At 72.0% G+C, this 13612-nt stretch carries 10 protein-coding genes; 2 read left to right on the forward strand and 8 right to left on the reverse strand.

Annotated features, from left to right (window positions below):
• Window positions 1–34: 34 nt before the first annotated feature.
• The 8 genes from ABD353_RS13385 to ABD353_RS13420 form a co-directional block, all read right to left on the reverse strand.
• Window positions 35–985, reverse strand: a complete 951-nt coding sequence (locus ABD353_RS13385; RefSeq protein WP_344623777.1) for a DUF389 domain-containing protein — start codon at window positions 983–985, stop codon at window positions 35–37.
• Between the two features lie 158 nt (window positions 986–1143).
• Window positions 1144–2520: a glucose-6-phosphate dehydrogenase gene (gene zwf, locus ABD353_RS13390; protein WP_344623778.1), complete on the reverse strand. Its 1377-nt coding sequence runs from the start codon at window positions 2518–2520 to the stop codon at window positions 1144–1146.
• A gap of 28 nt (window positions 2521–2548) precedes the next feature.
• Window positions 2549–4129 (reverse strand): GMC oxidoreductase, encoded by a 1581-nt coding sequence (locus tag ABD353_RS13395; protein ID WP_344623779.1) that lies wholly within the window; start codon window positions 4127–4129, stop codon window positions 2549–2551.
• Between the two features lie 149 nt (window positions 4130–4278).
• Entirely contained in the window at window positions 4279–4836 is a 558-nt protein-coding gene (locus tag ABD353_RS13400; protein WP_344623780.1) for a gluconokinase, read from the reverse strand.
• 93 nt (window positions 4837–4929) lie between these two features.
• The gene (locus tag ABD353_RS13405; protein ID WP_344623781.1) at window positions 4930–6750 is read right to left on the reverse strand and encodes a glycoside hydrolase family 15 protein; all 1821 of its coding nucleotides are present in this window, start codon (window positions 6748–6750) and stop codon (window positions 4930–4932) included.
• A 128-nt stretch (window positions 6751–6878) separates the two neighbouring features.
• The gene (locus tag ABD353_RS13410; RefSeq protein ID WP_344623782.1) at window positions 6879–7919 is read right to left on the reverse strand and encodes a cytochrome d ubiquinol oxidase subunit II; all 1041 of its coding nucleotides are present in this window, start codon (window positions 7917–7919) and stop codon (window positions 6879–6881) included.
• Entirely contained in the window at window positions 7919–9397 is a 1479-nt protein-coding gene (locus tag ABD353_RS13415) for a cytochrome ubiquinol oxidase subunit I (protein WP_344623783.1), read from the reverse strand. Before ABD353_RS13415 ends, ABD353_RS13410 begins: the two co-directional genes overlap by 1 nt.
• A gap of 84 nt (window positions 9398–9481) precedes the next feature.
• Window positions 9482–10822 (reverse strand): NAD(P)/FAD-dependent oxidoreductase, encoded by a 1341-nt coding sequence (locus ABD353_RS13420; protein ID WP_344623784.1) that lies wholly within the window; start codon window positions 10820–10822, stop codon window positions 9482–9484.
• A gap of 367 nt (window positions 10823–11189) precedes the next feature.
• On the opposite strand from ABD353_RS13420, the gene ABD353_RS13425 reads away from it, so the two are divergent.
• A complete protein-coding gene (locus ABD353_RS13425; protein WP_344623785.1) occupies window positions 11190–12110 on the forward strand; it encodes an aldose 1-epimerase family protein in 921 nt (306 codons plus the stop codon).
• Window positions 12111–12817: 707 nt separating this feature from the next.
• Window positions 12818–13612: substrate-binding domain-containing protein (locus ABD353_RS13430; RefSeq protein ID WP_344623786.1), on the forward strand; the 795-nt coding region annotated here is incomplete at its 3' end.

A 13612-nucleotide genomic window follows, 5' to 3' on the forward strand; every position in this document is an offset into this window, starting at 1 on the left:
GGTTCGGTGGTCCGTCCGGTCGGCGTGCGCCCGGTCAGTCCTTCCCCGCGTCGACGCGGCGCTCCGCCCGCCGCCAGAAGCGTCGCTGCAGGCGGAGGGTGAGGACGCCGACGATCACGAGGACGACCACGTTCAGGAGGAGTTGGAACAGCGAGCCGCGGGCCTCGTGCCAGTCGGCGAAGGCGATCGAGACGGCGATGTCCGAGGCGGCCGGGATCGTGGTCACGGAGATGAAGACGCCGAGGAGCGCGCTCGCCCGTGCCTCCGTCAGCGAGACGATGCCGACCGCACCGGCGAGCGCGGCGACCACCAGCGAGAAGAAGTTGGGCGTGTCGATGAGCTGGGACACCGGCCGCAGCCCGTGCTTGAACGCGTCGGACTCCTGGTCCAGGGCCCGCGACAGCGCCGAGAAGCCCAGCGTCACCACGATGGCCAGGGAGAATCCGAGAGTCAGTGCGCGGGCGCCCTCACGGACCCGGCGGCGGTTGCCGCGGTCGATGCCCAGCGCCATGCTGACGATCGCGTTGTACTCGGGGCCGACCACCATCGCGGCCACGATGAGGATCTGGGAGTTCGACATGATGCCGACCGCACCGATGAGCCCGGCGACGACCAGGAACAGGTAGAAGGACGGCAGGTAGGTCCCCTCCGCCCGGATGTGGGCCTCGACCGCGGCCCACAGCGGCGTGTGGACGAGCGTGCTGGGCCGGTCGGCCTCGATCCGCTCGGCGTGCCGCGAGAACATCATCTCGACGTCCTCGACGGCGATGGACCCGGCGTGGTCGATCCCCAGACCGCGCAGGCCGCCCAGCACCTCGTTGGCGGCGGCCTTCATGACGTCACACTCGAGCGCGTCGCCGTCCGGCGAGTTCGACACCGCCCGCAGCACCACCAGGTTAAGGACGTCGCTGTTCGCGGTCAGCATGTCGATCGTCCGCTGGGTGAGCGACGGCGGCGTCACCATCCGAAAGTGGACCAGATCCATCCGAAGTCCTCCTACGACCCGGACCCGGGCGCCGCAGCGACCCCTCGGGACAGCACGGGGGCGGCCACCCGTCCTCGCAGGTGCGGCCGCGGCCCGGCGGTCCACTGCCGTGAACAGGGGCCCGCCGGGCTGCGGCACGGGAGGGCGGCGTGGCCGCGTCAGCCGGCCGGGTCGTACCAGGTGTCGTTGTCGACGAGCAGGGCGTCGGCCTCCTTGGGGCCCCAGGTGCCGCGGGCGTAGGGGTGGACCGGTACGGCGTCGCCGAGGACCGGGTCGACGATCTGCCAGGCGGCCTCGACGGTGTCCTGCCGGGCGAACAGCCACCGGTCGCCGTCGAGGGCGGCGCCGATCAGGCGGTCGTAGGGGCGCATGTCGGAGCCGGGGATCTGGCTGAAGGAGAGCTCCTCGTGGTTGGCCTGCCAGCCGCCGCCGGGTTGCTTGCCGGCGAGGGTCAGCGCCACCTGGGTCTCCGGCCAGATCCGGAAGCGGAGCATGTTGGTGGCAGGCACCGGGCGCAGGCCGAAGACGTCGTGGGGCGCGCTGCGGAACCGGATGCTGATCTCGGTGGCGGTCACCGGCAGGCACTTTCCGGCCCGGATGAGGATCGGCACGTCGGCCCAGCGCCAGGAGTCGGCGGTGAGCCGGATCGCGGCGAAGGTCTCCACGGTGGACTTCGGATCCACGCCGTCCACATCCAGGTACCCGTCGTACTGTCCGCGCACGATGTGGTCGTTGTCGAGTGGCCGCAACGAGGCGATGGCGACGGCCTTGGAGTCCCGCCAGGCGCTCAGGCCGTGCCCGGACGGCGGGTCGGCCAGCACGGTGGCGAGAACCTGCAGCATGTGGTTCTGGATCACGTCGCGGACGGCACCGGTGCGGTCGTAGAAACGGCCGCGGTCGGAGACGTCGAAGGCCTCCGCCATGGTGATCTGGATGCTCTCCACATGGGTGCGGTTGAGCAGCGGCTCGATCACGGAGTTGGCGAAGCGTGCGAACAGGACGTTCTCGACGGGGTCGAGCCCGAGCCAGTGGTCGACCCGGTAGATGGCGTCCTCGGGGAAGTACTCGTGCATGGTGGCGTTCAGGGCGCGCGCGCTCGCCAGGTCCGTGCCGAAGGGCTTCTCGACCATGATGCGGGCGTCCTTGGCCCGGCCCGCGGTGGCGATGCCCTGGGCGATCCGGCCGAACAGCGGCGGAGGGACCTCGAGGTAGTAGAGGGCCCGCCCGCCGGCGCCCATGGCCTCGGACATCGCGCGGTAGGTGGCGTCGTCGCCGAGGTTGCCGTCCACGTAGCGCAACAGACCGAGCATCGTGGTCGCGGCCGGGGTCCTGGGGTCCATACCGTTGAGGGTGAGTGAGGCCTCGGCGTAGTTGCGGAACTGCTGCAGGTCCCAGCCGGCCTTGGCCACGCCCACGATCGGTACGTCGAGGACGCCGCGCTCGACCAGACCCACGAGGGCGGGGAAGGTCTCCAGTTTGGCGAGGTCGCCGGTGGCCCCGAAGATGACCAGGGCGTCCATCTGCTGTGTCGTCATCGCGAACTCTCCTGTGTGGTCCGGGTGGTCAGCGCAGCCGGTCGGCGATGTGGTCGCCCACCCGGAGCGCGTTGGCGATGGCGGTGAGCGAGGGGTTCACGGCGCCGATGCTCGGGAAGAAGGAGGTGTCGACGACGTAGAGGTTGTCCACGTCGTGGGCCCGGCAGTTGACGTCGAGGGCGGACGCGGCCGGGTCGGTGCCGAAGCGGACGGTGCCGGCCTGGTGTGCGGTGGCGCCGATCGGCATGCCCTTGTGCAGGTAGATGCTGTGCGAGAGCAAGTGGTGCGGGTGCATGCCGAGTTGGCCCAGCATCCCCTGGAGCTTGTGGCGCAGCCGCTTGAGCCCGGCGGTGTTGTTCTTCTCGTCCAGGGCGAGGTGGATGCCTCCGTCGGCGTCCAGGGTCACCCGGTTCTCCGGGGCCGGCAGGTCCTCGCCGCACAACCAGAAGTCGACGGCGTGGTGGGCGAGCACCTCGAAGGGCATGTCGGGCGAGACGGCCCCGGCCCAGCGCGGCGCCTCGCCGTGGATCTGGTCGGCGTCGGACTTGCCGAGCATCTGGATGCCGCCGAGCGGGTACTCCCAGTCGTCGGCACCGAGGTACCAGTCGTTCACGGCGAGCGTCTTCTGGAACAGGGTGGGGTTCGGTTCCTTCGAAACCGCCATCAGGGCCAGGTTGTTGTGCCGCATGTAGTTGCGGCCGACCACGCCGGAGCTGTTGGCCAGTCCGTCCGGGTGCCGGTCGTCGGCGGATCGCAGCAGCAGGACGGCGGAGTTGACGGCACCGCAGGCGACGACCACGACGTCCGCGGCGAAGGTCGCGGTGGTGCCGTCGCCGAGTTCCGTGACCACCCCGGTGACCGTCCGGCCGGTGGGGTCGGTCTCCAGCCGGCGCACGTCGGCCCGGGTGATCATGGTGACGTTGTCGTGTTCCAGGGCCGGGTCGACGCAGATCACCTGCGCGTCGGACTTGGCGCCCAGCAGGCAGGGGAAGCCGTCGACCCGGTCGCAGCGGATGCAGGCACTGCCGTGGACCGCCCGGCCCTGGTCGTCCTGGATCAAGTTGACGCCGATCGGCAGGTGGAAGGGGTGCAGCCCGTGCTTCTGGAGGTCGTCGCTGAGCTGCTGGATGCGCGGCTCGTGCTCGACGGGCGGGAAGGGGTAGTCGGCGCTCGCCGGTCCTTCGGTCGGGTCCTCACCGTGCCGGCCGTGGACGAGGTAGAGCTGCTCGGCCTGTGAGTAGTAGGGCTCCAGGTCGGTGTAGTCGATCGGCCAGGCCGGGGAGATCCCGTCGTGGTGCTGCAACTCGCCGAAGTCCTCGGGGCGCAGGCGGAAGAGTGCGGCTCCGTAGAACTTGGTGTTCCCGCCGACGTAGTAGTTGACCTCCGGCGGGAACTCCTTGCCGTCCTTGTCGTACCAGAATTCCGGGGCACGGTACTTGCCCTTGACGAAGACCGCGGTGGAGTCCCAGTTGTCCCGCTCGCGCGGCAGGTAGTCACCGCGTTCGAGGATGAGGATGCGCTTCCCGGTCGGGGCCAGCCGGTGGGCCAGGGTGCCACCGCCTGCGCCGGTGCCGATGACGATGACGTCGTAGTGCTGATCGTCGGCCACGGAGGGTTCCGATCTGGAGTCATTGCCTGCCCGGCTGCGCCGACCGCCCCCGCGGTGACCGGCGCGGCGGGGGTCGCATCACGCACCACCGCGTCGGCAGGACAGGTCCCGTCCTCTGCAAGCTACAACCGCGGGGGCCGGGCGGCACCTCAGGGACGGGCCGGGCGGATCGGGGCGGCCGGGCCGGGGGAGGACCTGGCCAGGGCCTGCAGCGCCGCCTCCGCGGTCTGCTCCGTGCTGCCGGAGGCGTCCACGGCGGCTCCCGGCTCATCGGACCCGAGCGGCTCCAGCAGCCGGTACTGCGAGTCCAGCAACTCCGGGGGCATGAAGTGCCCCTTCCGTGCGGAGATCCGCTGCAGCGCCACGGCGGGGTCGAGCGCCAAGTGCAGGAACCACACGTCGGCGCCCGGCGGCCGCAGCAGCTCCCGGTACTCGCGCCGCAGTGCCGAGCACGCCAGGACGCCGCCGCTGCGGTCCGCCGCCGTGTGGATCCACTCCGCGACGGCCGCGAGCCAGGGTCGACGGTCGGCCTCGCTCAACGGCCGGCCCGAGGCCATCTTGGCGCGGTTGGCGGCCGAGTGGAGATCGTCCGCGTCGAGGAACGGCACACCGAGCCGGTCCGCCAGCCGGCGGCCGACGGTCGTCTTCCCACAGGCGGAGACCCCCATCACGACCACCACGCGGTTGTCGAGGACTTCGCTGGCCATGGTGCGCGGGCCTCCCCGGGTCGGCTGCGGGAACATGGGTGTGTCTCCACTCTCGTCCCAAGGAGGCCCGACCGCCGCCGGGTCCACGGCCGGTCACAACGTCTGCTTCCCGTCCAGTGCGTCGTCGAGGGTGCTGGCAGCCATGATCAGGGAGAGGTGGGTGAACGCCTGCGGGAAGTTGCCGAGTTGCTCGCCGGAGGGGCCGATCTCCTCGGCGAACAGACCGACGTGGTTGGCGTAGGTGAGCATCTTCTCGAAGGCGTAGCGGGCCTGCCGCAGCCGGCCGGCGCGGGCGAGCGCGTCGACGTACAGGAAGGTGCAGAGGCTGAAGGTGCCCTCCGAGCCGCGCAGGCCGTCGGGCGACGCGGCCGGGTCGTAGCGGTAGACGAGGCTGTCCGAGACGAGCTTGCGGTCCATCGCGTCCAGGGTGGACAGCCAGGCGGGGTCCTTCGGTCCGAGCAGGCCCACCCGCGGGATCAGTAGCAGGGAGGCGTCGAGGACGTCGCCGTCGTAGTGCTGGACGAGCGCCTGCTCCTTCTCGCTCCAGCCCTTGGTCATGATCTGGCCCAGGATCGCGTCGCGGGTGTCCCGCCAGCGGACGATGTCGGCGGGCCGGCTGAACTCCTCGGCCAGGCGCAGTCCGCGGTCGAAGGCGACCCAGGTCATCACCCGGCTGAAGGTGAAGTCCTTGCGGCCGCCGCGGGTCTCCCAGATGCCCTCGTCGGGGCGGTCCCAGTTGTCCGCGAGCCAGTCGAGGGTCTTCGCCGCCGCCTTCCAGCCGCGGTAGCCGGCCTGGACCCCGATCTCGCGTCCTTCGGCCATGGCGTACAGCGCCTCGCCGTAGATGTCCAGCTGCAACTGGTCCATCGCGGCGTTGCCGGCCCGGACGGGGTACGAGCCGCGGTAGCCCTCGAAGTGTTCGAGGATCTCCTCGGTCAGCTGCGGGTCGCCGTCGACGCGGTACATGATCTGCAGCCGCTCGCCGGGCATCTCCAGCCGATCGTGGATCCGGTCGCCGAGCCAGCGGGTGTACGCACTGGCCTCCTCGGCGAAGCCGAGGTCGAGGAGCGCGCGCACCGACAGCGAGGCGTCGCGCACCCAGGTGAAGCGGTAGTCCCAGTTGCGCTCGCCGCCGACCTGCTCGGGCAGGCCCATGGTGGCGGCGGCGATCGGTGCGCCGGTCGGGGCGTAGGTGAGCAGCTTGAGGGTGATCGCCGAGCGGCGGACCATGTCGGGCCACCTGCCTCGGTAGTTGGCGGTGCGGACCCAGTCCTGCCAGAAGTTGACGGCGTCCCAGAGGGCCTCGGTGATCTCCTCCTCGTTGGTGGGGGGCGGCGCGGCGCCGTCGGCGGCACAGACGGTGAGCACGGCGCCGGCGGTCTGGCCGGCGTTGAGCGTGACCGTGCCGGTCACGTCGTCGCCGGCCCGTGCGACCGGGAAGGTGGTCCGCAGGTGGCAGGCGATGCCCGGGGCGTGGAAGGCCGCGTACCGGTCGTCGAGACGGAGCTCGTGCTTCGCCCGGCCGTAGTCGAAGCGCGGCCGGCAGTCGAGGTTGAACGTGACGGTGCCGCGCACGGCACGGATTCCGCGGATCACGGTGTGCCGGTCGGTGGGGCTGCCGGAGGTGTTGGGCGGCATCCAGTCGATCAGTTCGCCGACGCCGTCGGGGGACATGAACCGGGTGACCAGGACGGCGGTGTCCGGGTAGTACAGCTGGCGGTAGGTGACGTCCGTGGCATCGGGGCCGATGTGGAAGTGGCCGCCCTTGTCGTGGTCCAGCAGGGCGGCGAAGATGCTGGGCGAGTCGACCCTGGGCGCGGCGAACCAGTCCATGACGCCCTTGGAGGAGACCAGCGCGACGGTCTGGAGGTCGCCCACCAGGCCGTGTTCGGCGATCGGCGGGTAGCGGTCCATCAGCACACTCCGTGTTCGAGTTCCAGCCCCCCCGGACGAAGCCGACCGAGGCCCTTCTGCCCCGGCCGTTCCTGTCGGTGACATCGGCCGGCCTGCCCCCCTCGGACGGCCGAACCGGCGTGCCTGCGCTAGACGTTGTCCCCGGGCATCCCCGCGGACGAGGTGTCGGAGTCGGTGAGCGGCTCCAACCGGCCCTTGGTGTCGAGCCGGTAGACCAGTACCAGGGCCGGGCCGACGAGCACGACCGCGATGAGCGTCACGATGGCCAGCCAGCGCAGGCTGTGCGCGGCCCCGGCGGCCTGGGACACCGTGAGCGAGGTCGGCAGGAGGTAGGGCCGCTGGGCGAAGCCCCAGGCCAGCACGGCCAGCGCGACGGTCGCCACCGAGGTGTAGCGGGACCAGCCGTACAACCGGCGCACCAGGAGCAGGACGGTGGCCAGGCCGCAGACCCCGGCCAGGATCGCCATCAGCAGTCCGAGACCGCCGGTGAGACCGTCCCACACGTACCGGGCGTCGTCCCTGGTGACGGGCAGGGCGATGAGAGCGAGGACGACGAGGGCCGCGAAGGCGGCCCACGCCCGCAGGCGGAAGTGGTCGACGAGGTCGTGGGCGCCGAACCGCCGGGCGTCGGAGCAGAGGAAGACCGCGCCGAGGAAGGCGGTCGAGGCGATGGCCATCAGGCCCGCCATCAGCGAGGTGGGGTTGGCCCAGGCGTCCGAGGACGCCGGGACGCCCACCGCGACCCGTCCGGAGGCGATGCCGCCCAGCACTGCGCCGAGGAAGAACGGCGTGAGGAGCGAGGAGATCGCGAACGCCGCGCCGTAGACGCGCCGTTGGGCGATCCGGCGGCTGGGCTTGCGCAGCGCGAAGCCGGCTCCGCGGAGCAGCTGTCCGACGGCCGCGAGGGCGAGCGGCAGCCACAACGCCTCGAAGACCGCCTGGAACATCGTGGGGAACCCCGTCCACATGAGGATCAGGATGAAGATCAGCCAGACGTTGTTGACCTCCCAGACCGGCGCCATGGCGTGGTCGATCAGCCAGCGGGGCCGTTTCCCGCGCTCGGCACCACCGGCCAGCAGGTCCCAGAAGCCCGCGCCGTAGTCGGTGCCGCCGGCGCAGGCGTAGGCGGCGATGGCGATCACCAGCAGCCAGGCGATGAGGTCCGCCATCACCGGTCACCGCCCGCGGCCGGGCCGGACCCGCCGGACACCACACCGGCCTCGTCGGGCAGGGGTTCGCGCCTGGGCCCGTACGGGGTGTCGGTCTCGGGGGCGGGTGTCCCCCGCACCGCCCTGCCCTCGTCGGCGATTCTCCAGCGGGTCCGCATCTTCAGCAGCACCGCCAGGAAGGACGCGAACACGGCCACGTACAGGACGACGACGATGCCGAACATCGTCCAGATGCCGTCGGAACGGGTCGGGGTGACGGCCTCGGAGACTCGCATGTTGAAGTAGACGATCCAGGGCTGACGGCCGACCTCGGTGGTGATCCACCCGCACTCCACCGTGATGAGGCAGGCGGCTCCCGCGAGCGCCGCGCAGGAGAAGAACCAGCGGTTGATCGGCAGGTCCCGGTGTCGCCACCAGATCCAGGCGTACCAGAGGGCGAGCAGGATCAGCACGCTGCCGATGGTGGCCATGATGTCGAAGGCCCAGTGGACGATGGTCGCCTCCACGGCCGTGGGGCGGTCGGACGCCGGCACGGAGGTCAGGCCGGTCACCTGGGTGCTGGGCTTGAACCCGGCGAGGATGGAGTCCAGCTGCGGGATCTTGATCCCGCCGGAGATCGTCCCGTCCTCGTTCAGCCGGCCGAAGACGTACTCGGGCACGTGGGTGGAGGTGTCCCAGACCAGCTCCATGCCGGCGAACTTGACCGGCTGCTTGTTGTAGACCGCGCGGGCGGCGGAGTCGCCCAGGAAGAACTGGACGGGGGTGAGGATCGCGGCGACGGTGAACGGCACGGTGAACCCGAGCTTGTGGTAGCGGTCGCGCCGCCCGCGCAGCCAGCCGACCGCGTACACGCCGGCCACCACGTAGCCGGCCGTCATGAACATCGCGACCACGAAGTGCCAGTACTGGGGGCCGAACATCGGCGTGAAGATCGCCTGCCGCACGTTGACGTTCACCGGGTTGCCCTGGGAGTCCAGGGTGAAGCCCTGGGGGGTGTTCATCCAGGAGTTGGCCGCGATGATGCCGAACGCCCCCATCGCCGCGGTCAGCGGCAGCGGCACGGCCAGCCACCAGTGCGTCCACGGCTTCAGCCGGCGCCAGCCGTAGAGGTAGACCGCGATCAGGACGGCCTCCAGGAAGAACGCCCAGGCCTCCACGCCGAAGCCGACGCCGAAGACGTCGCCCCAGCGCCCCATCATCCCGGGCCACAGCAGGCCGAACTCCAGGGACAGCACGGTGCCGGTGATGATCCCGATGGCGAACTGCACCGCCATCACCGCGGACCACCGCCGGGCCAGCAGCAGGGCCACCGGGTCGTTGCGGCGCAGCGCGCGGTAGTGCATCAGGACGGTGATGAACGGCAGCGCCACGCCGAACGGCACCAGCAGGATGTGCGAGGCCAGGGTGAAGGCCATCTGCTCACGGGCCGGCAGGAGTTGGGGAGGTGTGTCCGCCAGATGGGCGGCGATGCTGAGCATGTGCGCCTCGATGGTCCGCCCCGCGTGCGGCGGGGCTGAGAGGAATCGGCAGGGGTGCGGCCGGCGCGGCTGGCCGGGGCGATGTCAGGACGAGGGGGCGGACGGCTTCGGGCCGGCAGGGGGAACCGGTGGCGCAGGTGGGTCGGGCATGGTGAAGGCGCGTTCGCGCCGCGAGCCGGAGGCGAAGACGACCGCCCAGCTCAGCACCGCGCCGAACCTGCTGCGGAAGCCGGTGAGGAAGGCCAGGTGGATCAGCAGCCAGGCCAGCCAGCCCGTCCTGCCCGAGAGGTGGATCCGGCCGACCTTGACGACGGCCCTCCCGCGGCAGATGTAGGCGGCGCTGCCCAGGTCCACGTACTTGAACGGCTTCGGCTTGCGCTTGCGGCCCTCGATGGAGTGACGTACGGCGCGGCCGGCGTAGGCGCCGGACTGCATGGCGACCTCGGCGAGGCCGGGCAGCCGGTCGAGGCTCATCACGTCGCCGGTGACGCGGATGTCCGGGTGTCCGGCGAGGGTCAGGTCGGGTTCGACCGCGATGCGGCCGGCCCGGTCCTGGGACGCTCCGGTGGCCCGCGCCAGTGCGGCGGCGATCGGCGGGGCCTCGACACCCGCCGTCCACAGCACCGTGCGCGCCGGGAACCGTGTGCTGGCACCGTTCCGGTCCTTCACGGTCAGCCCGTCGGCGTCGACACCGGTGACCATCGTGCCGAGGTGCATCTCCACGCCGAGGTTCCGCAGCGTCCGGGCCGCCCGGTCGGCGAGGTGGGGGCCGAAGGCGCCCAGGACGGCGTCGGAGCCCTCGAAGAGCAGCACCCGGGCCTGGGCGGAGTCGATGGCGCGAAACTCCCGGTCGAGCGTGTGCCCGGCGATCTCCCTGATCTGTCCGGCGAGTTCCACGCCGGTCGGCCCGCCCCCGACGAGCGCGAAGGTGAGCCACTGCCGGCGCTCCTCGGGGTCGGTGGCCGTCTCGGCCATCTCGAAGGCCTGGTAGAGCCTGCGGCGGATGCCGAGGGCGTCGTCCAGGGTCTTCATGCCGGGCGCGTGCGCCGCATACTCGTCGTGCCCGAAGTAGGACTGGCGCATGCCGACGGCCACGATCAGGTCGTCGTAGGGCACCTCCAGGGGCTCGCCGCCGGGCCGCTGCGCGTGCACCACCTTGGCCTGCGGGTCCACGTCGGTGGCCTCGGCGAGCAGGCAGTCCACGTTGTGGTGCCGGCGCAGGACCCCGCGCAGCGGCTGCGCGATCTGGCCCTCCGAGAGGATCCCGGACGCGCACTGGTACAGCAGCGGCTGGAACAAGTGGTGGGCCCGGCGGTCGATCACGGTGACCGCGGCCGGAGCGTGCCGCAGGGCCCGGGCGGCGAACAGGCCAGCGAACCCGCCACCGATGATCACCACCCGGCGGGGCGTGACGTGGTCCTCCATCATCTCCCCCGGGACCCGCCGGCCGTTCCTGCGACCATGGTCTCTCCTCCGGGCATGTCGAACGGCCCTGCAGCGGTGCACACGGCAGGCCGCGGGGAATCGGTCGGTGGACGCGCTCCGGGGCCGAGGGTGCGAGCCGCTGGGACGCGGAATTCAAACGGAACCACGGTGCGCGGTCGGCCGACAGGCTGGCGCGCCAGACGGGTGCTTCCCTCCGGTCACGTCACCGGAACGGACCAAGCCGCCGCGCGGCCGACAGCCGCTGAGGAGGGGTCCGGCGCCACGGCGACGTGTCGCAGGGCGGCGATTCCGCGGGTTCGCACGTGTCGTGCTTGCACCGGCGCGGGACGGCTCGCACGCTCTATCCGTGCATGTGAGCCGAACAGGACGTCAGCTGACCCTGCGACACGGCGACCAGGTCGCCGTCGTGGTGGAACTCGGGGCCGCTCTGCGGTCGTACACCGTCGACGGCAGGCCCGTGCTCCACGGGTTCGACGCCGACGACCGCATCACCGGAGGGCGCGGCCAGATCCTCGTCCCGTGGCCGAACCGGGTCGGTGCGGGACGCTACCGGTGGCACGGCGAGGACCTGCAGCTTCCGCTGTCCGAGCCCGAGCACGGGAACGCCATCCACGGGCTGCTCCGCTGGACCTCCTGGCAGGTCGTCGAGTCCGACACGGCCCGCGCCGTGTGCGAGACCGATCTGTGGCCGCAGCCCGGTTACCCGTTCCACCTCCGCATCCGCGCCGAGTACGCACTGCACGACACCGGTCTCGAGGTGGCCCTGACCGCGCGGAACGCGGGCGGGCAGGTCGCGCCCTACGGCGTCGGCCAACACCCCTACCTCACGGTCGGCACCGGGACGGTCGACGACGTGGTGCTGACCGTTCCCGCGGACACCTGGCTGCGCACCGACGACAGCGGTCTTCCGGTGGCGGAGGAGTCCGTCGCCGGTACGCCCTACGACTTCCGCGCGCCGCGGAGCATCGGTGCCACCCGGCTGGACACCCCGTTCGGTTCGCTCGTCCGGGACGGGCGCGGGCGGGCGGTCGTCCGACTCGCCCACCCCTCCGGCGAGCACGGTGCGGACCTCTGGCTCGGCGAGGGCGCGGAGTACCTCCAGATCTACAGCGGGGACACCCTGCCGGAGCCGCAGCGACGCCTGGCCCTCGCGGTCGAGCCGATGTCGTGCCCGCCGAACGCCTTCGTCGACGGAACCTCGATCGTCGCCCTGGAACCGGGCGCCCGGCACACCATGCGCTGGGGCATCACCCCGTGGCACGGGTGACCGGCGGGAGCCGCTGCACGACGGAGCCTCCCGCCGGTCCGGCTCCGGTCGGGCGCGGCGCCGGTGCTGCGCCGAACCCGTCCCGCTGCACCGGCGCCGGCTGAGGGAACACCGGGCGCTCCCGCAGAGCCGCCCTTCACGCCCCGCGGGCGGCCACCGGCCGCAGCCACAGCCCGCGGGTCGCCCCAGGACTCACGCGTCGCAGCGGGGCCGGAGAAGGACTCCTGCGAGGTGGTGGACCGTGCCGCCGGTCCTGCGCCCGCGGCACAGGACGGCACGACCTCGGCACGTGGGTTCGACGCACCACGGACAGCGCAGCGACGGGTCGACCACCCGGGAAGGGCCGCCGGCACGGCGTGCCCGGGGACGAGTCGGACGGGCCGCGCCGGCGGTGTGCCCGGACCGGTGGCAGCCGACGGCGCGGGCGCGGCGTCGCTCCATCAGAAAACCCCACACTCCAACAGAATCGAACGCGCGGCATCATCACACCGCAGCCCCGGACACCGCGTCAAGAACCGCACCGGTCCGCCGGCCGGGTGGCCCGCGCGCCCCCGCGCGTTCCCTGACACACCCCTGCCGCGTTCTTGCTGTCGAACCGTCCCGCGCTCCACGCCGATGCCGTCCCGCTCACGTCCCGCCCACGTCCGCCGCCCGGGCCGTGGTCGGGGCCGTGGGCGGGGGAGCCCAGAACCGCCCCGAGGCCGCCCATGTCCCGTCTCCCGCTCCTGCCCACGCCCTCGGGCACCGTCGCCGTCCTCGCCGCGATCGCGACGCTCGGCGCCTGCACCACCCAGGGCCCCGAGATGCACCGGACGGCGCGGATCTCCGTCGCCTACATCCAGAAGCAGGGCGACCAGCAGTACTTCCGGGAGGAGGCGGCCGGGGCGCGGGCAAGGGCCTCCGAACTCGGCGTCGACCTGGACGTGGTGGACGTCGGCACCGACGCGGCCCGCACCCTCGACGCCGTCCGGTCCGCCGTTGCCCGCGGGGCGAGCGGCGTGGTCGTGGCGGTGCCGGACCCGGCGCTCGGACCGCAACTCGTGCGGATCGCGCACGACGCCCGGATCGAACTGCTCGCCTCCGACGACCAGATCTGCGCCGACCTCGGCGACCCGAGCGTCTGCGCCCGGCAGAAGCTCGTGCCCAGGGTCGGCTTCAGCGGCAGCCGGATGGGCGAGGTCGTCGGCCGGATCTCCGCCCAGGAGTACCGCACGACCGGCTGGAAGGCCGCCGACACCCGGATCGTCGCCGCGGCGCGGATGGACCTCAGCGTCTGCCGCGAGCGCATCGACGCCGCCAAGCTGGCGTTCCTCCGGGACGGCGGCCAGGTCCGCACCCTGAACGTCAACACCGACAACACGCCGGACGGCGCCCGCAGCGCCGTCGCCTCCACCACGGCCGCGGAGGCGGGGAACCCCGAGCACTGGGTGGTGTGGGGCTGCAACGACGAGAACGTCCAGGGCGGCATCGCCGCACTGCGGGCCGCCGGCGTCGGCGAGGGC

Source organism: Kitasatospora arboriphila (genome assembly GCF_039528095.1).
Classification (GTDB): domain Bacteria; phylum Actinomycetota; class Actinomycetes; order Streptomycetales; family Streptomycetaceae; genus Kitasatospora; species Kitasatospora arboriphila.